Below are 22,268 nucleotides of genomic sequence, written 5' to 3'. Positions count from 1 at the left end.
ACTTAAATAATCCTGCGCTTCATGACTTCGCAGTACCAGTCGTCAAACTGGCACACGCCGTTTTCAGCGACGCTTGAAAAAGGACCGGGTGTATACGCAGGTGACAGGACGCCCGCCTGAGTGCCTTCAACCAGATCGCGATCCTGGCTATTTGTGGCTAACCAGACTTTGGTTAATTTATCCAGATCGTAATCGATATTTTCCTGAGCATCTTTGTGGACCAGCCATTTAGTGGTCACCAGAGTTTCATTGGGGCCAAGCGGTAATATACGGAAACTCAGTGCATGGTCGCCGAGAAAATGATTCCAGGTGGATGGATAATTAAAGTAGAGTAAGGCGCCGATATCATGAAGGCCGCTCTCATCCAGTCGGCGATTAACCGCTGGCTGTCCATCCATGGTATAACTGATGGCTTTCTCCGCGAGAGGAATACGCGTCATGCGATACTGCCCGCCTTCATCCATGACCAGCCGGCTCGGCAGTCCAGCCTGCTCGCAGCGGTCCCAGAACGCGGTGACCTCAGGATTTTCATCACCGCCGACGCCCGCAACAGAGAGGTTCTCAACAAAGGAGTTCATCAGCTCAGGATGAGCGCCATCACAGTGAAAACATTCACGGTTGTTTTCAAATACCAGTTTCCAGTTGCCTTTTTCAACCAGATGGGATTCAAACGCCACTTTGCAGTTATGCAGGTAGTGAGGCTGAATAAAGGGCGTTACAGCGGCGCTAAACGCTGAAAAGTCAGGGGCAGTTTCAGCCACACAGACATATATATAGGTTTCAACAATCTGGCAGTGCGCGCTAATTAAACCGTGTTTTTCAGTTTCAAACTCCGGCCCCATGTTTCCGGCATAGAGTAATTTACCATCGAGACCAAAGGTCCAGCGATGATAAGGGCAAACCAGCTTTGCCGACTTGCCTTTTTCATGCTGACAGACCTTTGAGCCGCGATGGCGACAGGCGTTATGAAAAGCGCGAACGTTGTTATCATTGCCGCGCACCACCACAATGGGATAATCGCCAATTTGCAGGGTAAAATAGCTTCCCGGCTTCTCAATTTCAAAGGTGTGGCCGGCAAATATCCATTCGCGGTACCAGATATGTTTGAGGTCATCTTTATATACCTGCTCATCGCAGTAAAGCTCTCGCGTAAGGGCATGCCGCGGCTGACGCGATTCAACGTAATCACGGGTGTTAGTTGTGCTCACAATATTACTCCTGTTGCAGGGACTTAATTATTTACTGTGGAAATAGTCAGGGTTCAGGTTCTTTCATCCATCACCGTCTGGACATTGTCACTTTCGAAAGCAGGGGGGAGATTATCCAGAGAGGCAGCATCATTAAGATCCATCTGGTTGGTTTCCGGCGCCATCAGCCAGGAAACGATCAGACCGACTAGCGTAATGGCCGCCGCAATATACATAGTGACGTCAATACCGAGATTCTGTAGTGCTACCGGCACCAGCCAGGTGCCCACCGCCGCGCCGATACGAGACACCGATGTGCCGAAACCCACCGCGCCGGCGCGAATTTCCGTTGGAAAGATCTCGTTGGGATAGACCAGCGTCAGCACCTGAGCACCCCCGATAAACAAGGCATAGGCGCCAAAGAAAACGAGGATCACCAGCGATCAGGCGTTGTGCTGCCATCCCAGCATCAGCAGCGCCAGGCTTGACCATAAAAAACTATGAATAAGCAGGCTACGGCGACCCAGGGAATTGATCAGGCGCGTGCCCACCACGCAGCCGATGACAAACAGTAGCGTAATGGCGATCGAACCGAAGGAGGCCCATTCGCCCTGTACATGCAGCGCCTCCAGCACGCGCGGCACGAACGCATAAACGGCAAACAGCGGCACGATGCAGCAGGTCCAGAACAGGGTGATAAAGGCCATACGCTTGCCGTAGCCGGAGTGCAGCAGGCTGGTGAAAGAGAGCTTGCCGTTGTTGACCTCGGCGGGCAGGTTTTTCAGGCCGAACCCTGGGCCATAGACATTTTTGATCACCTGTTCCGCTTCGGCCGTCCTGCCTTTACTCAACAGCCAGCGCGGCGATTCAGGCGTGCCAAGACGGACGATGAACAGCGCCAGACCGATAAGACTCGCGCTGGCCATCACTAAACGCCAGGCATCCGCGCCGCCGAAGCGCAGGATGATTTTGCCTGCGATATAGGCCAGCGCCGCCCCGCTGAACCACATAATGGTGACGCCGGCCAGACGCGGTCCGCGATATTTTTTCGGCAGAAATTCCACCAGAAAAGAGGTGGCCACGGGATATTCAATCCCCACCGCGACGCCAATCATAAAGCGATAGAAAAAAAGCGCTTCTCCACTTTGCACCCAGTACTGCAAAAGCGAGAAAACAATAAATAACGTTGGGCCAAAAAAATATAATATCCGGCGCCCTAAGCGGTCAGTTAACAGTCCGCCAAGAAAGCCGCCGAAAAAAATACCGATAAGCGCAGAAGCGGCAATCATTCCCTGCCAGAATGAATCGAGCCCCAGCGCGGGCGCCAGCGTTGACATCGCGATGCCGATAATACTTAAAACATAGCCATCAACGAATGATCCTCCCGCAGAACGCACGGTGAGTATTTGATGAAATCGATTTAACGGAACGTCTTCAATGGAAACTTTAGACATAATGTTATTACTCCAGTCTCATGTGAAGTCCGAAGCCTGTGCAAATAAACATTGCGACAAGAGCCCTTCTGCCATAGCGTCAGCAAAGGTTAATGTTGCAATGGTTATTACCACGGCATTTAATAGGCTTCGAATGATGCGCCCGACATAAGTCAGGCCGGGTTTACAAATCGAGAAAAATAACACGGCGAGAGATAACACCTGTGCGTTTAATTATTATCACAAACTTATCCGTGCTCTTGTGAAGGAATAATTGCACCAATCTTTTTAGCTGACAACATTGCGTTAACCGCCCAATAACATGAAAATCTACAAAAATCACAGGTTATCGCAGGGGTATGAATTTTTTCTTTTAGTTAATAGGTAGTTAGGCCATTTCTCATAACCTGATACATTGTGATAGATTTGTGAAATACAGCAAAGTTTTACCCGTGTATACATTGCATATACCGTAATACTTTTATCTTATCTTTTAATAACAGAAGGTTGGTATTACCTGATGATGGCTGTGGGCAATGTATCGCTTTAATGAAAACGGCCTGCTTCAGGCAGGCCGGGAAGGTGATTGAGGGTAATAGCTACCCTTTTTTGCTTAACCGCTCGACTTCACGGCGGCGCTTTCTGTAGCTGGCCGGCGTCTCGCCGTAGTGCTTGCGAAACCAGCTGATCAGATGCGAAGCGTTTGAGAATCCGCACAGCATCGCGATTTCATCGATGCTGGCAGAGGTATTGGTCATTAGCGTACGCGCGTGTGAAAGCCTGATTTTACGCCAGTGCACAGCAGCGGTATCGCCTGTGCTGCGCAGAAAGGCCTGATTAAGCTGGCGCAGCGGCACTTTCATCAGATGAGTAATATCCCGCAGCGAGGCACGGGAAGAGAGATGTGCTTTCATATAGTCGATGGTGCGCTGTACCGCCTCCTCTTCATAGCGGTTGATCGCCTTGTCCAGCCGATCGCTTCCCTGAGGAGAGCGCTTCTCTTCACCGCTCTCTGTCATCATGTACTTCATCGCCTTCACTGCGCTTTTTTCACCGCAGTGTCGCCGTATGATATCGATCGATAACTCAATTGAGGTGCCGCCAGGGCAGGAGATTATCCCGCCGTCGCTGATATAGGTCTGGTCGAGAACCGGCGTAACGCGCGGAAATCTGGCGCGAAATTCATCGCGGGTGGTAAAGTGAATGGCGCAGCGCTTTCCATCCAGCAGACCCGCTCTCGCCACGACAAAGGAGCTGCTGTCGAGCGTGATAATGGGAATTTGCCGCGCGTGCAGCTGGCGTATGGCATTGAGCATCTCCTCGGTCGGATTGAGCGTGGCCTCGAGCAACCCGCCGGCGATGACGATGTAATCCCACTGCGCCTCCAGATTTAACAGGGAAGTGGGCGTGATCGAGAGCCCACAGCTGGAGATGACCGGCTGGTTGTTCCACGTCATCCACTCCCACTGGCAAAAAATTTGCCGACTTTCATATTCAGTATCAGCGGCGAAGCGTATCGGATCGATAAGCTCAGCAACGGGATGTAGGGTGAACTTGTTCATCAAAATAAAACCAATTCTGAAATCTGGCTTTACGTTCACTTTGTTTCCCTTGTCGTCTAAGCTGTAAGCACTGGTGCTCATGCATTGCCTTGTGTTTTATTAGAGATATTAGTGTGGTTATAGTACGAGTTGCGGTTGAATAACAATATGCCGCGTTAAATATTGATTAAACGTCTGAAGCGCTTCTTCCTTCTCCACCTTTTTTAGTGGCTATGTTTATTTCGCTGTTAATTTGAGGCCGATCACAACGCTCTTTTTCATGCTGGTTAATGCCATCGCTGCCTTTTTTCGCGAATCTGTTGCAGGATATTTCATTACTCATACGGATGAACCAGATAAATCCCGCTTTTTAAATTGCCGCTTAACTAAAAACAGCCATCACATCGGGTGACGGCTGTTTCTCTTGCTGTCGCTTAAACCAACTTACTTCACATCAGGCAACGCATAGGCGATCACGTAATCGCCCATCGGCGTATCCATCAGGTTGTGGCCCGTGGCGTGAATCAGCACATACTCTTTGCCGTTCTCTTCATACACCACTGGAATGGTCTGACCGCCGGCCGGCAGCGGCACGCTCCAGACAACTTTGCCGCTGGTGATATCAATGGCGCGGAACAGGTTGTCCGTGGCCGCCGCGATAAACACCAGGCCGCCGGCGGTGATCACAGAGCCACCGTTGTTTGGCGTGCCGATGTTAATGGGCAAGCCGGTTTTGATATCAAAAGGTCCATTTTCTCGCGCGGTGCCAAGCGGACTCTCCCAGAGCGTTTTACCCGATTTCATATCGATGGCGCGGATGCCGCCATAGGGAGGTTCAGTGCAGAGCAGACGAGTAAAGGGCACACGCCAGCCTGCGTTAACCGCGACGCCGTAATCCGCGCCCTGCTGTGGCGAGTTCATATCCTCGCTGGTCTGAGCGCCCTCTCCAGCTTCCGCGCGGGTTTTCCAGCCCTCTTTCTCAACGACATGCTTCGGCACCAGCTGGTTGTACATGGCAATGTTGCTGTAGTTGGCGATCAGCACGCCGCGCTGCGGATCAACAGAGATACTGCCCCAGTCCACACCGCCGTTATAGCTGGGATACTGGATATAGGGCTTATCCGCCGTTGGCGCGGTATAAATGCCGTCATACTGCGCTTTCTGGAACTGCACACGGCAGTAAAGCTGATCAAACGGCGTAATACCCCAGGTATCTCTGGCCGTGAGCGCGTGAGAGCGAACGTTGGCAAACAGGGAGAATGGCTGGGTTTTCGCACGGTCATTGGGTTCAACACCGCCGCCTGGCACTGGGCGCTCTTCCGCGCCGCCTGCGATTGGCTCTCCTGTTGCCCGGTTGAGAACGTAAATATCGCCCTGTTTAGTCGGAATGATTAGCGCCGGAACCTTGCCCTTGCTGGTCGGATAATCCACCAGCGTGGGTTGCGAGCCGAGATCGTAATCCCAGACGTCATTGTGAACCGTCTGGAAATGCCAGACGACATTGCCGGTTGCCGCATTCAGCGCAACGACGCTGCTGGAGTAGGCTCTTTTGCCCGGGTTACGTTGGGCGCTCATATAATCAGGCGCGCCGTTGCCGGTTGGCAGATAGACCAGACCCAGTTTGTTGTCGCCCACGGCCGTTGCCCAGACGTTAGGGGAGCTGCGCGGATAAACTTCGTCGCCTGTCAGCGGAGCCGTATGGTCAGGATGCGTCGCGTCCCATGCCCAGATCGCTTCGCCGGTATAGACGTTGTAGCCGCGGATCACCCCTGACGGCTCATCTTCGCTCTGTCCGTCGATGACGTCTGTTCCGGTTATTACCACATCGTTAACGATAACGGGGGCGGCATGGCTGGCGACATAGCCTTCCGGTAAATTGCCAAGATGGTCGTTAAAATAGATCTGGCCGTTATTACCGAACTGAGAACAGGGTTTACCCGTATCCGCATCCAGTTCGATCATGCGCGCATCAATAGTGGTATAGACAATGCGGCGGATACAGGCCTGTGGTGATGAAGCGTTGATGTCGCGTTTATCGGCGGGTACTTCAAAATATGAGACGCCGCGGCAGGCGGCATGCGAAGGAATCGCACCCTCTGAAACCACCGGATCGTAGGTCCACTTAACGCTTCCGTTCCCGGCGTCAATGGCAATAATGCGGTTATGCACCGAACAGGCATAGAGCGTACTGCCAATTTTTAGCGGCGTGTTCTCGCCGCCCCAGCCGTGAGAAAGCAAATCACCGGTACGCATCTGCCACGCCACTTTGAGTTCACTAACGTTTTGCGCGTTGATCTGCTTAAGAGGAGAGAACCGTGTTGCAGCGGCATCACGACCATAGGCCGGCCAGTCTTTGTCGTCAGGCGCGTCTGACTTTTGCAGGCCAGCAAAGGATGTGCCATAGGGCGTCGCTGCAGCGGGTGCCGGAACCGCTGCGTAGTGGTGAAAGTTAATGCCGGGCAAAAAAGCCAGACCGACAGCGATTAAAAAGGCCGCGCCGAAACTGCCTGCCAGTTTATAACTGGCTGGACGCGATATCCCGCCTCGTAGCGAAGGAGAAATAAGCACGACCAGTATCGCCAGGGCCAGTACGACATCCAGCCTGGGCACCCATCGCCAGTAGTCGAGTCCGGACTCCCAGGCTGTCCACAGGAAGGTACCCGCCAGGATGAGATAGAAAATGCGGGTTCCCCGATAATTTCCTCTGAACAGTTCTACTCCAGACACCATCATGAGCAGACCCGCCAGTACGTAGTACCAGGAGCCGCCAAGCGCGGCCAGGTATCCACCGCCTGCGGTGAGGGCTAGCCCTGAAATAATAACTAACAGCGAAACAATTAACCTTAATATCGTTGTTGTTTTCCGATGTTGTGAATGCGAAGGCATACTTCTGTCCTTTATTGCCAATTGAATAAATAACAAACATTTAAATTATGGGGTTATATAAACCAACTTTCTGTGCAATTAATTTACATGCCCTTAGATATCTTTACATTGGGCGCTAATTTTGTATAGAAGCTTTTTTATAAATAAAATACACAACAATGTTGAAAATAAAAATCCTGTTATAAAATTGCATAAACTTATTACTTGTTTATTATCCACTCACTATTCATTAGCCTTCTCATAATTAATCATAGTTATGATTGCAGTCTCGCATAATGCGCATTCCTTTACTGTTTATTCTTTAAATCCTGCTACGCTCTTTTAAAGAGAACTAAATAAAGGGAGTACGCATTATGCTTGAAGGTAAAATAGCGGTGGTCACCGGTGGCGGCAGGGGTATTGGTAAGGGGATTACGCTGAGCCTGGCTAACGCCGGGGCGGAAGTGCTGGTTTTACAACGATCTGAACTGGATAAAGAATTGAGCAATTTACCAAACGTCTCATGGGCTTATGCAGACATTTCAAACCTTGACGCTATTCAAAACATAACCCAGCTCGTAGAAAAACAATATGGCGCGCTGGATATTATCGTCAACAATGCAGGCGTAATGTCAGAAACAAAATTAGATGACCTGGCGCTGGATGAGTGGCAAAAAATCCTGACGATTAATACGACATTCCCACTATTTCTCATCAAAAACTTATTGCCGCTGCTAAGAAAAAAAGGCGGCGGCTCTATTATTAACATCGGCTCGGTTGAAGGAATCAGCGCTAATCCAGATCATACGGCGTATTGCACTTCTAAAGCCGCGCTGCAGGGTATGACCCGTTCTCTCGCTGTGGATCTGGGACCAGAGGGAATACGTTGCAATGCCATTGCCCCAGGCTGGATCGATACCGATCTCAATGAGAATTTAACCACCGTTTTAGATTCCGGCAGAGATTTTCAGGAATCGTTGCGTAAACTTCATCCGGTACGCCGCACCGGAAAAGCAGAAGATATTGCCAGGCTGGTTAAATTTCTGGCCAGCGACGAGTCGAGTTTTATTACCGGACAAATCATCATTATTGATGGTGGCCGGACCGCTATGCTGCCTGTGCCATCCTGATAGCTGCCGTCAGTGCGAGCAGTATCTGATCCTTTAACAGCTCTCGTTATGTGAAAGAAACAGAGCGGCAGGTTCGCCGCTTAAGGCAGGATGTTAATCGGTTGACTTACGCCGTGATAACCCGAGAATGATGCCCTCCGGATAGCTTGCGATCTAAAAGGGAGTTTACCATTCGTCCTTCCACCCTCTTCACCCGCGTGGCGCGCGGCAAATGGCTGCACGCCGCCGCGCTGCTGCTGGCTGGCTGCGCCTCTGAGCCGCCGAAATCGCTGGTCACGCCTTTTCCCAGCGCAAAGCCGCAGCCGCAGCCGCAGACCACCACGCCGCCCGCCGCGCAGCAGCCGATGCGCGGCGTCTGGCTGGCGACCGTGTCGCGCCTTGACTGGCCGCCGGTCAATTCGGTTAACGTCAGCAGCGCGACGCAACGCATTCAGATGCAGCAGCAGGCGCTGACCGCCAAACTCGACAGGCTGAAAAGCCTCGGCATCAACACCGTTTTCTTTCAGGTGAAGCCGGACGGCACCGCGCTCTGGCGCTCGAACATTCTGCCCTGGTCCGATATGCTCACCGGCAAGATCGGCGACGATCCCGGCTACGATCCGCTGGCGTTTATGCTGGAGGAGGCGCACAAACGCGGCATGAAAGTGCACGCCTGGTTTAATCCCTACCGCGTCGCCGTCAATACGCGCCCGTCAACTCTCACCGAGCTGAACCGCACCCTGTCGCTGCATCCCGCCAGCGTCTATGTGCTGCACCGCGACTGGATCCGCACCGCTGGCGACCGTCTGGTGCTGGATCCCGGCATCCCGGACGCGCGCGACTGGATCACCAGCATCGTGGCGGAAGTAGTGAGGCGCTATCCCGTCGACGGCGTGCAGTTCGACGACTATTTCTATGCGGAAACCGCCGACTCGCCGCTGAACGACAGCCAGACTTACCGCACCTGGGGCCAGGGCTTCGCCTCGAAGGCGGACTGGCGGCGGCACAATACCCAGCTGCTAATTGAGCAGGTGTCGCGCACCATTAAGCAGATCAACCCGCAGGTGGCGTTCGGCGTCAGCCCGGCGGGCGTCTGGCGCAATCTGTCGCACGATGCGGCGGGTTCTGACACGCGCGGCGCGGCGGCCTATGACGAAGCCTTCGCCGATACGCGCCGCTGGGTGCAGCAGGGGCTGCTCGACTATATCGCGCCGCAGCTTTACTGGCCGTTCGCCCGCCAGGCGGCGCGTTACGACGTGCTGGCGCACTGGTGGGCGCAGGTGGTGAAGCCGACCCATGCGCGCCTCTATATCGGCGTCGCGCTCTATAAGGTCGGCGAGCCGTCGCGCACCGAGCCGGACTGGACGGTAGAGGACGGCGTGCCGGAGTTGCAGAAGCAGATCGACCTGAACGAAGCCACGCCGGGCATCGACGGCACCATCTTGTTCCGGGAAAATTACCTCAACCAGCCGCAGACCCAGCCAGCGGTGCGCTATCTGCAGCGGCGCTGGGGCAGCTGATTTATCCTCACCAGCGGATAGGCTTTACTTTATCCTCTGGTGGGTATATTTTGGTTTTTATCCTCAGGCGGGGATACTGGCTTCTCCGCCGCCACGTCAGGAGCCGCGATGATCTACAGTCCCAAACAGCTGGCCGCCCTTGTCAGGCTGGAACGCCAGAAGCGCGGCTGGACGCAGAGCGATCTGGCGAACCGGGTCGGCATCAAGCAGGCCACGGTGTCCAATTTTGAAAACAACCCTGAAAAAACCACGCTGACCACGCTGTTTAAAATTTTGCAGTCGCTGGAGCAGGAGCTGGTGATCCAGGGCAAATCCGCGCAGCACCACAGGGAGCTGGACTGGTAATGGATCAGCTTAGCGCCTGGATGAACGGCGAGCGCGTCGGCACCCTGACGCGCCAGAAAAATGGCGCGCACCTCTTTCAGTATGACGCCGGCTGGCTGAGCAATCCGCTGGCGAGGCCGCTGTCGCTTTCACTGCCGTTGCAGCTCCCCGCTCTCGCCTCCGCCAGCGTGATTAACTTTTTTGACAACCTGCTGCCGGATAATCCGCGCGTCAGAGAGCGCATTCTCACTCGCTATCGGGCAAAGTCGATGCAGCCGTTCGATCTGCTGCGGGAAGTGGGCCGCGACAGCGTCGGCGCGCTGATGCTGCTGCCCGCCGAGGCCGCGGCGCCCGATCTCGTGGTGCGCTATGAATTACTCGACGAGGCGCGGCTGGAGAGAATCCTTTCCGCCTACAGGAGCGATATTCCGCTGGGCATGATCCCGGAAGAGCGCGATTTCCGCATCTCCGTGGCGGGCGCACAGGAGAAAACCGCACTGCTGGAGACCGCGCAGGGCTGGGCCGTGCCGCACGGGCCGACGCCCACCTCGCATATCATCAAGCTGCCCATCGGCGAGATTAAACAGCCGTTCGCCACCCTCGATATGCGTGACAGCGTGGAGAACGAATATATCTGCCTGGCGCTGGCGCGCGAGCTGGGCTTCAACGTGCCCGACGCCCGCATCATTAACGCAGGCACGCTGCGCGCGCTGGCGGTTGAGCGCTTCGACCGCCGCTGGCGCGCCGACCGGACTCAGCTGCTGCGCCTGCCGCAGGAGGATATCTGCCAGAGCCTTGGCCTCGCCTCCGCGACGAAATATGAGTCCGACGGCGGGCCGGGCATTGCGGCGATTATGTCGCTGCTGATGGGCTCCAGCAACGCGCTGGAGGATCGCGACGAATTTATGAAATTCCAGGTGTATCAGTGGCTGATCGGCGCGACGGACGGCCATGCGAAGAACTTCTCCCTGTTTATCGAGCGCGGCGGCAGCTATCGGCTGACGCCCTTCTACGACATTCTTTCCGCCTTTCCGGTGCTGGGCGGCAGCGGCCTTAATATCCGCGAGCTAAAGCTGGCGATGGGTCTCTCGGCGTCGCGCGGCAAAAAAACCGAGATCGATAAAATTTTTCCGCGCCATTTTCTTGCCACGGCGGAGAGCGTGCGCTTCTCCACCGCGCGCATGACGCAGATCCTCGCCTTTTTCGCCGAGGCGCTCCCGGCGGCCGTGGCGCGCGTTCGGGCGCGTCTGCCTGTTGGTATTCCGCCCGCCATCGCCGAGGCGATCTTCGCTAACGCGCTGAAAATGGCGGCGCGGCTGGAGCGGTAGGCGCGCCTCAGGCGGCGGCCTGCTCCGCGCCCAGCAGCGCCAGCACGCGGCTGCGCAGCGCCACCAGCTGAGGATCGTCACGGCGGCGCGGATAGGCCTGCTCAACCTCGATAATATCCAGCACGCGCGCCGGACGCGCGCTAAACACCACCACGCGGTTCGCCATCACCAGCGCCTCTTCGACATCGTGCGTCACCATCAGCGTGGTGAAGCGCTGCTCCTGCCAGAGATCGACAATCTCCTGCTGCATACGCAGGCGCGTCAGCGAATCGAGCTTGCCGAGCGGCTCGTCGAGGATCAGCAGGCGCGGATGGTTGACCAGCGCCCGCGCCAGTGCGGCGCGCTGCGCCATGCCGCCGGAGAGCTGATGCGGCCAGGCGCGGGCGAACTCTTTCAGCCCGACGCGCTGCAGCATGGCGTCGATGCGGGTTTGCGCCGCCTGCTTGCTCTCGCCACGGATCTGCAGCCCCAGCCCGACGTTGTCGTAGACGGTGCGCCACGGATAGAGCGTGGGATCCTGAAACACCACCACGCGCGACGGATGCGGCGCGATGATAGCGCGTCCCTCTTCCGCCAGCACGCCGCTGGCGGGCTGTTCCAGGCCGGCCAGCAGACGCAGCAGCGTCGACTTGCCGCAGCCAGAGGGGCCCAGCAGCGCCACGAACTCCCCAGGCCGCACCTGCAAACTGATATTTTCCAGCACCGGCAGATCGCTGCCTTCCAGCGAAAAATGGTGGCTGACCTTGTCAATCTCGATATTTACGCCCGCCTGTTGCGTCGTCATGAAATAGTCTCCGAAGTGCACTCAGTCGCGTTATCAATATCACGCCTGGCCTGAATGAAATATGCGGATAGCGGTAATAGGTTTGCCGGGTATTCATAATGAAATATCGCATGAGGTCATGCGGGATTGTTATTTGGCGGCGTCTGAGGCATGCGTTAGTTTCCGGGTAATTCACTAAAAGGGACAGGCGCTATGGCATTACATTCACTCTCGCTGAGCCGACGTACCGTGCTGCGCGGCCTCGCCACGCTGGGTGCGGGAATCGGCTTAAGCCCGGTGTTCACCGGATCCGTACTGGCGGAGGATCCGCCGCTGAAAACCATCAAACTCGCCTGGGGACAAACCGCCGTCTGCCAGTCGCCGATTTCGGTGGCGCTGAAGCAGGGATTTTTTAAAAAGTATGGCCTTAACGTTGAGCCGGTGAACTTCAGCGGCCCGACTGACGCGCTGCTGCAGGCGATCGCCACCGGCCAGGCGGACGGCGGTATCGGCATGGCGCTGCGCTGGCTGAAACCGCTGGAGCAGGGTTTCGACGTTGACCTCACCGTGGGCACCCACGGCGGCTGCATGCGTCTGCTGACGCCGGAGAACAGCGGTATTCGCAGCGTAAAAGATCTGGTGGGCAAATCGGTGGCGGTCACCGACCAGGCGAGCCCGATCCGCAACTTCTTCGCCATACAGCTGGCGAAACAGGGCATCGATCCCGATAAGGCGGTTAACTGGCTGCAGTATCCCGCCGATCTCTTTGGCGAGGCGCTGCGCAAAGGCGAAGTGCAGGCGCTGGCGACCGACGATCCCCAGGGCTGGCTGCTGAAGCAGCAGCATGGGCTGGTGGAGGTGGATAACAACCTTAACGGCGAATATGCCCACCTCACCTGCTGCGTGCTGGGGCTGCGCGGCTCGCTGGTGCGCGACGATCCTAAAACCGCGCAGGCGATCAGCCAGGCGATCGTCGATGCGCAGCAGTGGACCGCCGATCATCCCGATGAGACGGCGAAGATTTTCCAGCCGTTCGTGCCCGGCTCGGTGCCGGTTGAATCTATCGCCGCGATGCTGAAAGAGCATACCCACAGCCACCACTCCACCGGCGCGCAGCTGCGCGGCGAAGTGGCGGTCTATGTTAACGAGCTGAAAAAAATCAACGTGATCCGCCCGGACACCGACGCGCAGCAGTTTGCCGATCACTACGTGCCCGATCTGCTGCCGGAGAGCGGCCAGCATCATCACATGAAAATGAGTTAAGGAGAGAGGCATGGCCAGTGAAATTCTGACGTTGCGCCGCCGCGCCGCGCCGCGTCGCCTTGAACCGGCGCTGTGGGGCGCACTGCTGCTGTGGTGGGCGCTGGTGGCGCTGATGGTTGCCGTGCCGGACAAGCCGCAGGGCTTCGCCGCGCCGCGCTTCGTCAATGAGACCCACCAGTTGTTTATCGCGCTGGCGGCGCTGCTGACCCTACTGGTGCTCGCCGCCAGCGCCACGCCGGCGCGATCGCTCTGGCAGCCGCTGAAGCGCAGCGGGCGCTGGCTGATGGCGCTGGCGCTGCTGATCGGCGTCTGGGAAACGGTGACCGCCAAGCTGGCGCTGCTACCCGCGCCCTTCTTCGCTCCGCCGCGCGCGCTGATCGAGGCGTACGCCACCGACTGGCCGCGCCTGCTCGACAGCGTGCTCAACTCGCTGCGCCTGCTGGCGTTCGGCTTTCTTTACGGCAGCGTGGTCGGCTTTGTGACCGGCGTCGCCATCGGCTGGTCGCGCGGGCTGGGCTACTGGGTGCATCCGATCCTGCGTTTCCTCGGGCCGGTGCCGTCGACGGCGCTGCTGCCCCTGTCGCTCTACTTTTTCCCCTCCAGCTTTGCCGCCGCCGTGTTCCTGATTGCGCTGGCGACCTGGTTCCCGGTGACGGTACTCACCTGGTCAGGCGTCGCCAGCGTTGACAGCCGCTACTACGACGTGGCGCGCACCCTGGGCGCGAAGTCGCTGTTTCTGGTGCTGCGCGTCGCCGTGCCCGCCTCGCTGCCGCACCTGTTCGTCGGGCTGTTTATGGGGCTGGGCGCCTCTTTTTCGGTGCTGGTAGCGGCGGAGATGATGGGCGTCAAATCGGGGCTGGGCTGGTATCTGCAGTGGGCGCAGGGCTGGGCCGCCTACGCCAATATGTACGCCGCGCTGATCGTGATGGCCGTGCTGTTCTCATCGTTAATCACCCTGCTGTTTATCGTTCGCGACCGCACGCTTGCCTGGCAGCGCAACGCGGTGAAATGGTAACGCTTTATTAAGAGGAGCCGCCTGTGGCTGCATCTATCTATAACTCGGTAACCGAACTGATCGGACAGACGCCGCTGCTGCGCCTGTCGCGCTTCAGCGAGCAGCACGGCGTGCGCGTCGAACTGCTCGGCAAGCTGGAACTCTTTAACCCGAACCACAGCGTCAAAGATCGCGTCGCGCTGGCGATGATCGAACAGGCGGAGCGCGACGGCCTGATCAAGCCGGGCGACATCATCGCCGAAACCACCAGCGGCAATACCGGCATCGGCGTCGCCTCGATGGCGGCGGCCAAAGGCTATCGTTTCCGCGTTTACATCAACGATTTCGTCAGCATCGAGCGCAGCAAGATCATTCAGGCCTTCGGCGCGGAGGTGGTGCCCTTCAGCACCGTGCCGGGCTTTGCCGACTACTATGAAGCGAGCGACGGCGATTTTGTCGCCGCCACGCGCTGGCTGGTGGCGCGGGTAACCGAAGCCGAGCCGGGCGTGCATTTTTTGCAGCAGCTGCAGAACCCGGCCAACCCGCGCGTGCACGAGCTGACCACCGGCCCGGAGATCTGGCGCGATACGCAGGGCAAACTCGATATTTTCGTCGCCTCGGTGGGCACCGGCGGCACGCTCTCCGGCATCGGACGCTATCTGAAAGCGCAGGATCCCGCGATACAGGTCATCGCCGTTGAGCCGGGCATCGGTTCGCAGCCTGGCCCGCAGCATCCCGAGCCGCTGGAGATCACCGGCGTACACGCCTTCAGCGGCCAGCCGCCGGAGCGCATTCCGCCCAATCTGGATCGCGCGGTCTATGACGAAGCGATCGCGGTCGAGACCTGGCAGGCGTATCAGGCCGCGCGCCAGTTCGCGCTGGCGGAAGGCATACTGGTTGGGGACTCGTCAGGCGCTGTGCTGTTCGCCGCGCAGCAGCTGGCGGCGCGGCCGGAGAATCAGGGCAAACGCATCGTGCTGCTGCTGGCCGACGGCGGCGTCAACTATCTCAGCACGCGGTTGTTCAGTCACGATCAGCCCGCCGAAAGCCTGAAAGCGGCAACGGCGGTGCAGACCTCGCAGCAATTGCTATAGGGAAACGGCAGCGCCAGGCTGCCGTTTTTTTTACGCCAGCACGTCAGAGGTAATGCCCTTCGCAAACAGCAGCGGATCGGTCTCCGGGCGCAGCACGTCAATCGCCTTCAGGTCGCGCGCGTAGATATCGATCTCTTTCACAAAGGCGTTGCCCACCGAGTAGTGGCCGTGGGTATGGGTTTTCAGCACGCTGGCGATCTCCGCAGGGTTAGTATTCAACGCCTTACTGTTAAAGGCCTGGGCAATCACCTCAGGGTGCTGCGCGGCGTAGGCGTGCGCCTGCAAAATCGCATGGGTAATCGCCGCGGCCACCTCAGGCCGATCGCGGATCAGGCTGCCGCGCGTGCCGATGACGCAGCAGCTGAGATTCGCGTAGGTGTCGCTAAGGTTGGTGGCGACCTCACGATAGCCCGGCTGCTGGGTCAGGCGCCACATCACCGGGTCGGAGCCGCTGGCCGCCTGAATCTCCCCTTTCTGCAGCACCATCGGCAGCAAATCCTGCGGGAAGACGCGCCAGTCCACATCGCGGTTGGGATCGACGCCGTGCCGCTTGAGCAGCAGCGAGAAGAAGTTTTTGTCCGCGCCCGCCATATCGGTCACGCCGATGGTTTTGCCTTTCAGCGCCTCCAGTGAGGTTGGCCCGTCGTCGCGCGTCAGCAGGCGCATACAGCCGCCGTGGGTGCCCGCCGTCAGCTTGACGTCAAACCCCTGCTCTAGCGCTTTCAGCCAGCGCAGCGCCATGCCGACCGCCGCTTCCGCCTTGCCGGTGGCAATCGACTCCAGCAGCAGCTCGGTGGAGTTGCCAAAGTTAACGAACTCCACCTCCAGGTTATGCGCCTTAAAGAACTGATGCTGATCTGCCACCACCACCGGCGCCAGGCAGATGGCGTTGAGGTTGACCGCCAGGCGCACCGGGGTCGGCTTCGCCAGCGCCCACTTGCCCGCGCCGCCCTGCAGCAGATCGGGCGACATGTGCATGCCGGCCATGGCGTCATCCGCCCACAGCGACGGCGAAAAGGCGCTGGCGGCGAGCGCCGCGGCGGAATAATTCAAAAATTGCCGACGAGATAACGCGGTATTCACTGGCACGGTTATTCCCCTTAATAAAATAAGCTTTACCGGAAATGAAATATCAATGAAATAGCCTGACGTCGGCAGAGTAAGAGGAAATTAACGGGCTCACCAGCCTGCAAATTATGCCGATTCCGCATGTGGTTATCCGCTTTAATGCTTTTACATCGACGCATGAAAATTAAACAATCGAATCTTCCTGAATAACCGAGGCAATAACATGGCGCTGAGCGAATATCTCGACGAGCTGCTGCCGGTGATTAGCCAGACGCTGGCGAGCAGTGCGGCGGAGGTCGACAGACGCGGCGCGTTTCCCGCGGCGAACTTCGCCCTGCTGCGTCAGCACCATCTGCTTAGCCTGGCGTTACCCGCCTCGGCGGGCGGCGGTGGCGCGGATCTGGCGACCTGTCGTGCGGTCATCTCGGCGGTGGCGCAGGGCGAACCCTCTACCGCGCTGATCCTGATTATGCAGTTCCTTAACGCGCGTCGGCTCGGCGAGGATTCCTTTTGGCCCGACAGCCTGCGGCGCGAGGTGGCGCGCAGCATCGTGCAGGACGGGGCGCTGATTAACGCGCTGCGCGTCGAGCCGGCGCTGGGCACCCCCGCGCGCGGCGGTCTGCCCGCCACCACGGCGCGACGCCAGGCGGACGGCTGGCGCATCAGCGGCGAAAAAATCTACTCCACCGGCAGCGTTGGCCTGAGCTGGTTTCTGGTATGGGCGCGCAGCGACGATGAGGATCCGCTGGTCGGCGCCTGGCTGGTTCCAGCCGCCGCGTCCGGCATTCATATCGAAGAGGAGTGGGATCATCTGGGGATGCGCGCCACCTGCAGTCATCGCGTGGTGCTGGAGGAGGTCTGGGTGCCGCTGGAGAACGCGGTTAACGTTAGCCGCTGGAGCGCGCCGCGTGCTGGCCTCAACGACGAAGAAACGCTGTGGATGGCAGTGCTGCTGGGCAGCCTCTATGACGCGGTCGCGCAGGCGGCGCGAGGCGATTTTATCCACTTCCTGCAACAGCGGGCGCCCGCCAGCCTGGGCCAGCCGCTGGCGAGTCTGGCGCGTTTTCAGGAGCTGACCGGACGCATCGACACCCTGCTGTTTACCAGCCGCACGCTGCTCGACAGCGCGCAGGCTGGACAGGTCGCCGCCGGCGACGCAGCCAAAGTCAAACAGGTGGTTATCGACAACGCCATTCGCAGCGTCCAGCTGATGGTGGAGTCTATCGGCAATCCTGCGCTGACGCGCGCCAACGCCTTTGAGCGACACTTGCGCAACGTGCTGTGCGGCCGCATTCATACGCCGCAGGACGATGCGGTGTTCACCGCCGCCGGTAAAGCGGCCCTTTTATCCGACAGGAGTAAATGATGACGCTGGAATTTATTGGCCTGGTGGGCGCGCACGAAGCGAGCGAGTCCGATCCCGGCAATGGTCAGACGGTCGACCTGCCCTTTATCAAAGCCTTTGCCCAGACGCAGGAGTATGCGGGCTTTGACAAAGTGTTGCTGGCGGTGAACAGCCGCGCGCCTGATTCGATGATTATCGCCAGCTACGTGGCCGCGCTGACCGATAAACTCGGCCTGCTGGTGGCGCATCGTCCCGGCTTTCAGGCGCCGACCTTCGCGGCGCGCCAGTTTGCGACGCTGGATCAGCTCAGCCAGGGACGCGCCGCCATCAACGTCATCACCGGCGGCGACAGCGGCGATCTGCAGCGCGACGGCGACTTTCTTGATAAAGAGAGGCGCTATGCGCGCAGCGGCGAATATCTGGCGATTATGAAGCAGGTCTGGGCGTCGCAGCAGCCGTTTAGCCACAAAGGGGCGTTTTATCAGGTCGAGGATAATCTCACCGAGGTGAAGCCCTGGCACAAGCCGCGCGTGCCGATCTATTTTTCCGGCGCGTCGGCGGCGGCGGTAGAGGTTGCCGCGCAGCACGCCGACGTTTATATGATGTGGGGCGAGCCGCTGGATCAGGTTAAAGCCCGTATCGCCGAGGTGCGCGCCGCAGCGAAAAAGGTCGGCCGCGAGGATCAGATCCGCTTTAGCCTGTCGCTGCGTCCGATACTGGGCGCGACCGATGAAGAGGCCTGGCAGCGCGCCGACCATCTGCTGGCGCAGGCGCAGGCGAATATTGGCGGCAAGGCGATTCAGCCTGACAGCAACGCCGGCTCGCAGCGCCTGTATCAGCTGGCGACGGCGCGCAAGGTCTATGACCGCTGCCTGTGGACCGGCATCGCTGCGCTTTCCGGCGCGGCGGGCAACTCCACTTCGCTGGTCGGCTCGCCGCAGACCGTGGCCGACGCGGCGCTGGAATATTATAAGCTCGGCATCACCACCTTCCTGTTCCGCGGCTTCGATCAGCTGCGCGACGCGGCAGAGTATGGACGCCTGCTGCTGCCGGCGATCCGCGCGCGCGTGGCGGCGTATGAGGCGGAACAGATCTCGGCGGCCTGATCCTTCACGGGCCGCTTTCCGCGGCCTTCTTTATTTTCTTTCACTGCTTTTTGCGAACCGCCTCGACGCGAGGAATTTCATCTCTTGATGGCCGTGCCACTTGCTATGTATAAAATTTTATACAAAAATAGCAGGAGATTACATCATGCCGTCGGATACAGAACTGCCTCAACCCAAACCGCTATTTTGGTGCGGCTCCGCCAAAACCGATCTCATCGCCTTTCCTTCCTTGCCTCGAGCGCGCGCGGGAAAGGAGTTGAGGAAAGTACAGTTCGGCTTAATGCCTGCAGATTTCAAATGGGTCAGTAAATGGGGCGCAGGCGTTATTGAAATTCGCATTCAGGAAGAAGAGAGCATTTTTCGCGTGGTTTGTGTGGTGTGCTTTCCGGAAGGGATCTACATACTGCATAGTTTTCAGAAGAAAACGCAAAAAACCCGTCGCCATGATGTTGAGATTATTCAGGCCCGCTATCGCGATGTCACGCGTCATCGCAGGAGTGAAAAATGAAACAGCAACCCCGTGATCTTGTACAGAATATTACGCAGCCGGACGATAATCTTTTCAGCGAGTTAGGGTTTTCCGATGGCGAAGCAGCACGGCTTCAGGCTGAATCCGACCGCGAAATTGCGCTGCTCATCAATATGAAAAAGCAGATGATGACCGAAATCGCGCAATGGATGCAGGCGCAGGCCATCCGTCAGGTCGACGCGGCCGCCATCATGCATATCAGCCGCCCACGTGTCTCTGACGTGGTGAACCTGAAAACAGAGAAATTCACGCTGGATGCGCTAATTGGTATGGCCACCAGCATCGGAAAAAAAGTGCATCTGGTCGTGGAATAAAAAAGGCGACGCAGGGGTCTGCGCCGCCTGAAGGGCTTTTCTGAGGCTCTGTCAGAAGCGATAGGTCGCCGATACCGAGAAGTTACGCGGCGCGCCGTAAACGTTATAGGCGCCGACCCAGGTGTCGTACTCTTTGTAGAACAGGTTGTTCAGGTTGGCCTGCAGCGACAGGTTCTTATTCACCTCGTAACGGGCGAACAGATCCACCAGCGCGTAGCTGCCCTGACGTGCGCGCCAGGTGCCGTTGCCTTCCGGCGCGCCGACATCCTGCCAGGTGTGCGTCTGCCAGTTGGCGCCGCCGCCCAGCGTCAGCTGCTCCAGCATCGGCAGGCGATAGCTGGTAAAGAGCTTAAAGGTGGTGCGCGGCAGCTGCGAGTTGTAGGCGTTGCCGTCGCGATCCTGCGCCAGATAGGTGGTGCCGCCGACGGTCATCTGCCAGTTGTCGGTGAGCGCGCCGTTCAGCTCAAACTCGACGCCGCGGCTAACCACGCCATTTTTCGCCACGTAGGCGGTGGACTGCGAACCGGGAATAATCTGCCCGGTGTCTTCGCCGACGTTATCCAGCTCGGTGCGGAACACCGAGAGCGTGGTGGTCAGGCGGCTGTTGAGCCAGTCGGACTTCACGCCCACTTCGTAGTTTTTACCGATCACCGGCGACAGGAAGGCGCCGCTGCTGTCGCGGTAATCCTGCGGCTGGAACACCGAGGTATAGCTGGCGTAGGCGGACCAGTTTTCCGCGAAGTCGTAGATCAGCCCGCCGTATGGCGTGGTGTTGTTTTTCTCCAGCTCCTCGCCGGTGGCCAGGGTCTGACGATTCCAGTTGGTATAGCGCGCGCCGAGGATCAGATGCAGCGGATCGGCCAGCGAGATACGCGTCGCGAGGTAGACCGATTTTTGACGCACCGTGGTGCTGTCTGCCGTCAGCTCGCGCGGGCCCCAGTCGGTTTCCGGGAAATCGCCGTTGTAATTGTTGTAGTTGCCCAGCTCCTCCGCTGAGATATTGGCCCAGGAGCTGTAGTATTTGTTGTCCTGACGGCTGTAGTTAACGCCGACCATCAGCTCATGCTGACGTCCCAGCAGCTCGTAGGGCCCGCTGGCGAAGGCGTCCACCGCGTCCACCTTGCGCTTGCCGGTGTTGTAGCCGGTGCCGCCCACCACCGGATAGTTTGCGTACTGCGAGACGCCAAGACCGGTAGTTTTATCGAAGTAGCCGTTGAGGTAGAGCTGCTTGCTGTCGAGGAACATTTCGTTGTGCGTGCCGTTAACCGTAAGGTTCCAGCCGTTGTCGAAATCCTGTTTCAGATTAACGAAGACTTTTTTGTTCTCTTGATCGTTATAGGCCCACTCCGGCGCGGTGTTGTAGCCGCGACGTGAATGGATCTGCGTGCCGTCGGTGTACCAGCGCGGCGTGCCGCTCCACATCGTTGAATCAGTGTCGACCTGGGAAAACTCATAGCCCACAGACAGGGTGGTGGAATCGGTGAGATCGGCGTCAACCACGCCGTAGACAAACTGCTTCTGCGCGCCGTAGCGTTCGATAAAGCTGTTCTTGTCCTCATAGCCCGCCACCAGGCGGCCGCGCACGCTGCCGTCGCTGTTGAGCGGCGTCGAGAGATCGGCGACGTAGCGCTGCTTGCCCCAGCTGCCGTAGGTGGCAGAGACGCTGCCGGTAAACGCTTTGCTGTCGGCGTGTTTGCGCACCATGTTGATGGCCGCCGAGGGGTTGCCCGGCCCGGTCAGCAGGCCGGTGGCGCCGCGCACCACTTCCACGCGCTCGTAGAGCGCCATATCAGATTTGGCGTCGCCCAGGTTCCAGTTCGAGGCAAAGGTGGTCGGGATGCCGTCAACCATAAAGTTGTCGATAGGGAAACCGCGAGCGTAATAGGTGATGCGATCCATATCGGGGCTGACAGCCGTGATCGCCGTGGTGTTGTGCAGCACGTCATTCAGTGAGTTGAGCTGCTGATCTGCCATACGCTGTTTGCTGACGATGGTCACCGACTGCGGGATATCGCGCGCGGTCAGCGCCATTTTGGTGCCGGCGCGGGTAATGGGCACGCTGTAATCCTGCGCCGCCTGCTGGCCGGTGTCGGTGGCGCTGCCGTCGACGGTCAGCGTTTGTTCGCTGGTCGTGGCGGTTTCGGCAGCCTGCGCGCTGTGCGCGACGCTGGCGGCAATCAGCACGGCCAGCAGTGAACGTTGCAGTGGACGTGCGCAGGCGGCGTCGCCGGCGCGGTTTTCCCTGACGCGCTGAACATCAAAAGACATCACTCTTCCTCGTTTTATTATGGGTTGTTGCTGCCACTGTGGCCGGTGACAGGCGCGCTGCCCGGCTGTCGATGCTCTCTTAACGTGATGCTGTAGTAAAGCAAATGAGAAATATACGCATTGTCATTATCATTGCAAGTAATTGTTAGAAAATGCTGCAAAAAGAGAACGCAACGGCGCAGGGAAGAATCCACTGAAAAATAAGAGGTTTTAGGGA

17 protein-coding genes and 1 pseudogene are annotated in these 22,268 nt (G+C 58.1%); 11 read left to right on the top strand and 7 right to left on the bottom strand.

Features of this window, described 5'->3' with window-relative positions; translation table 11 throughout:
• Positions 1 to 2 precede the first annotated feature (2 nt).
• The 4 genes and pseudogenes from B2J69_RS21545 to B2J69_RS21530 all read right to left on the bottom strand — a co-directional run bounded on the left by B2J69_RS21545 (position 3) and on the right by B2J69_RS21530 (position 7,083).
• Positions 3 to 1,208: an aromatic ring-hydroxylating oxygenase subunit alpha gene (locus B2J69_RS21545; RefSeq protein WP_201789486.1), complete on the bottom strand. Its 1,206-nt coding sequence runs from the start codon at positions 1,206 to 1,208 to the stop codon at positions 3 to 5.
• Positions 1,209 to 1,261: 53 nt separating this feature from the next.
• Positions 1,262 to 2,641: pseudogene (locus tag B2J69_RS21540) on the bottom strand (MFS transporter).
• A 578-nt stretch (positions 2,642 to 3,219) separates the two neighbouring features.
• Positions 3,220 to 4,182 carry a GlxA family transcriptional regulator gene (locus B2J69_RS21535; RefSeq protein WP_236722766.1) on the bottom strand — a complete coding sequence of 321 codons (963 nt, stop codon included), beginning with the start codon at positions 4,180 to 4,182 and terminating at the stop codon, positions 3,220 to 3,222.
• A 423-nt stretch (positions 4,183 to 4,605) separates the two neighbouring features.
• On the bottom strand, positions 4,606 to 7,083 hold the full coding sequence (locus tag B2J69_RS21530; RefSeq protein WP_236722765.1) for a membrane-bound PQQ-dependent dehydrogenase, glucose/quinate/shikimate family: 2,478 nt from the start codon (positions 7,081 to 7,083) through the stop codon (positions 4,606 to 4,608).
• A 317-nt stretch (positions 7,084 to 7,400) separates the two neighbouring features.
• On the opposite strand from B2J69_RS21530, the gene B2J69_RS21525 reads away from it, so the two are divergent.
• The 4 genes from B2J69_RS21525 (at position 7,401) to B2J69_RS21510 (ending at position 11,307) form a co-directional block, all read left to right on the top strand.
• Positions 7,401 to 8,156: an SDR family NAD(P)-dependent oxidoreductase gene (locus B2J69_RS21525; protein ID WP_081142194.1), complete on the top strand. Its 756-nt coding sequence runs from the start codon at positions 7,401 to 7,403 to the stop codon at positions 8,154 to 8,156.
• 170 nt (positions 8,157 to 8,326) lie between these two features.
• Positions 8,327 to 9,655, top strand: coding sequence for a glycoside hydrolase family 10 protein (locus B2J69_RS21520; RefSeq protein ID WP_081142263.1), 1,329 nt, complete (start codon positions 8,327 to 8,329; stop codon positions 9,653 to 9,655).
• 108 nt (positions 9,656 to 9,763) lie between these two features.
• Entirely contained in the window at positions 9,764 to 10,000 is a 237-nt protein-coding gene (gene hipB / locus B2J69_RS21515; RefSeq protein ID WP_081142191.1) for a type II toxin-antitoxin system antitoxin HipB, read from the top strand.
• Positions 10,000 to 11,307, top strand: coding sequence for a type II toxin-antitoxin system HipA family toxin (locus B2J69_RS21510; protein WP_081142189.1), 1,308 nt, complete (start codon positions 10,000 to 10,002; stop codon positions 11,305 to 11,307). Before hipB ends, B2J69_RS21510 begins: the two co-directional genes overlap by 1 nt.
• A gap of 7 nt (positions 11,308 to 11,314) precedes the next feature.
• On the opposite strand, the gene B2J69_RS21505 is transcribed toward B2J69_RS21510, so the two are convergent.
• Positions 11,315 to 12,091: an ABC transporter ATP-binding protein gene (locus B2J69_RS21505; protein WP_081142187.1), complete on the bottom strand. Its 777-nt coding sequence runs from the start codon at positions 12,089 to 12,091 to the stop codon at positions 11,315 to 11,317.
• A 192-nt stretch (positions 12,092 to 12,283) separates the two neighbouring features.
• On the opposite strand from B2J69_RS21505, the gene B2J69_RS21500 reads away from it, so the two are divergent.
• Genes B2J69_RS21500 through B2J69_RS21490 form a run of 3 tightly spaced genes read left to right on the top strand, consistent with a single transcriptional unit; the run spans position 12,284 to position 15,421 of the window.
• Positions 12,284 to 13,333, top strand: a complete 1,050-nt coding sequence (locus B2J69_RS21500; protein ID WP_081142185.1) for an ABC transporter substrate-binding protein — start codon at positions 12,284 to 12,286, stop codon at positions 13,331 to 13,333.
• A 10-nt stretch (positions 13,334 to 13,343) separates the two neighbouring features.
• Positions 13,344 to 14,348 (top strand): ABC transporter permease, encoded by a 1,005-nt coding sequence (locus B2J69_RS21495; RefSeq protein WP_081142183.1) that lies wholly within the window; start codon positions 13,344 to 13,346, stop codon positions 14,346 to 14,348.
• Between the two features lie 23 nt (positions 14,349 to 14,371).
• A complete protein-coding gene (locus B2J69_RS21490) occupies positions 14,372 to 15,421 on the top strand; it encodes a PLP-dependent cysteine synthase family protein (protein ID WP_081142181.1) in 1,050 nt (349 codons plus the stop codon).
• A gap of 30 nt (positions 15,422 to 15,451) precedes the next feature.
• Here the strand turns inward: B2J69_RS21490 and B2J69_RS21485 are convergent, their stop codons facing one another.
• Positions 15,452 to 16,504: an ABC transporter substrate-binding protein gene (locus B2J69_RS21485; protein WP_407944764.1), complete on the bottom strand. Its 1,053-nt coding sequence runs from the start codon at positions 16,502 to 16,504 to the stop codon at positions 15,452 to 15,454.
• A gap of 208 nt (positions 16,505 to 16,712) precedes the next feature.
• Between B2J69_RS21485 and B2J69_RS21480 the strand changes: the two genes are divergently transcribed.
• The 4 genes from B2J69_RS21480 (at position 16,713) to B2J69_RS21465 (ending at position 19,783) form a co-directional block, all read left to right on the top strand.
• A complete protein-coding gene (locus B2J69_RS21480; RefSeq protein ID WP_081142176.1) occupies positions 16,713 to 17,855 on the top strand; it encodes an acyl-CoA dehydrogenase family protein in 1,143 nt (380 codons plus the stop codon).
• Entirely contained in the window at positions 17,855 to 18,940 is a 1,086-nt protein-coding gene (locus tag B2J69_RS21475; protein ID WP_081142174.1) for an LLM class flavin-dependent oxidoreductase, read from the top strand. The genes B2J69_RS21480 and B2J69_RS21475 overlap by 1 nt, the downstream gene beginning before the upstream one ends.
• Positions 18,941 to 19,085: 145 nt before the next feature.
• Positions 19,086 to 19,448 carry a type II toxin-antitoxin system RelE/ParE family toxin gene (locus tag B2J69_RS21470; RefSeq protein WP_081142172.1) on the top strand — a complete coding sequence of 121 codons (363 nt, stop codon included), beginning with the start codon at positions 19,086 to 19,088 and terminating at the stop codon, positions 19,446 to 19,448.
• Positions 19,445 to 19,783 (top strand): helix-turn-helix domain-containing protein, encoded by a 339-nt coding sequence (locus B2J69_RS21465; RefSeq protein WP_081142170.1) that lies wholly within the window; start codon positions 19,445 to 19,447, stop codon positions 19,781 to 19,783. Before B2J69_RS21470 ends, B2J69_RS21465 begins: the two co-directional genes overlap by 4 nt.
• Before the next feature lie 51 nt (positions 19,784 to 19,834).
• Here the strand turns inward: B2J69_RS21465 and fhuE are convergent, their stop codons facing one another.
• Positions 19,835 to 22,051: a ferric-rhodotorulic acid/ferric-coprogen receptor FhuE gene (fhuE, locus tag B2J69_RS21460; protein WP_081142168.1), complete on the bottom strand. Its 2,217-nt coding sequence runs from the start codon at positions 22,049 to 22,051 to the stop codon at positions 19,835 to 19,837.
• Positions 22,052 to 22,268: the final 217 nt, after the last annotated feature.

The organism is Pantoea latae (assembly GCF_002077695.1).
Taxonomy (GTDB): Bacteria; Pseudomonadota; Gammaproteobacteria; order Enterobacterales; family Enterobacteriaceae; genus Pantoea; species Pantoea latae.
Note: the sequence above shows the minus strand (reverse complement) of the source record. Positions and strands in the feature narration are given on the sequence as shown.

Bases quoted from the DNA above. Each gene is read 5' to 3' on its own strand.
- B2J69_RS21525 (WP_081142194.1), top strand. From the start codon at position 7,401: ATGCTTGAAGGTAAAATAGCGGTGGTCACCGGTGGCGGCAGGGGTATT.
- fhuE (WP_081142168.1), bottom strand. From the start codon at position 22,051: ATGTCTTTTGATGTTCAGCGCGTCAGGGAAAACCGCGCCGGCGACGCC.
- hipB (WP_081142191.1), top strand. From the start codon at position 9,764: ATGATCTACAGTCCCAAACAGCTGGCCGCCCTTGTCAGGCTGGAACGC.
- B2J69_RS21510 (WP_081142189.1), top strand. From the start codon at position 10,000: ATGGATCAGCTTAGCGCCTGGATGAACGGCGAGCGCGTCGGCACCCTG.
- B2J69_RS21470 (WP_081142172.1), top strand. From the start codon at position 19,086: ATGCCGTCGGATACAGAACTGCCTCAACCCAAACCGCTATTTTGGTGC.
- B2J69_RS21500 (WP_081142185.1), top strand. From the start codon at position 12,284: ATGGCATTACATTCACTCTCGCTGAGCCGACGTACCGTGCTGCGCGGC.
- B2J69_RS21475 (WP_081142174.1), top strand. From the start codon at position 17,855: ATGACGCTGGAATTTATTGGCCTGGTGGGCGCGCACGAAGCGAGCGAG.
- B2J69_RS21535 (WP_236722766.1), bottom strand. From the start codon at position 4,182: ATGAACAAGTTCACCCTACATCCCGTTGCTGAGCTTATCGATCCGATA.
- B2J69_RS21465 (WP_081142170.1), top strand. From the start codon at position 19,445: ATGAAACAGCAACCCCGTGATCTTGTACAGAATATTACGCAGCCGGAC.
- B2J69_RS21495 (WP_081142183.1), top strand. From the start codon at position 13,344: ATGGCCAGTGAAATTCTGACGTTGCGCCGCCGCGCCGCGCCGCGTCGC.
- B2J69_RS21505 (WP_081142187.1), bottom strand. From the start codon at position 12,091: ATGACGACGCAACAGGCGGGCGTAAATATCGAGATTGACAAGGTCAGC.
- B2J69_RS21480 (WP_081142176.1), top strand. From the start codon at position 16,713: ATGGCGCTGAGCGAATATCTCGACGAGCTGCTGCCGGTGATTAGCCAG.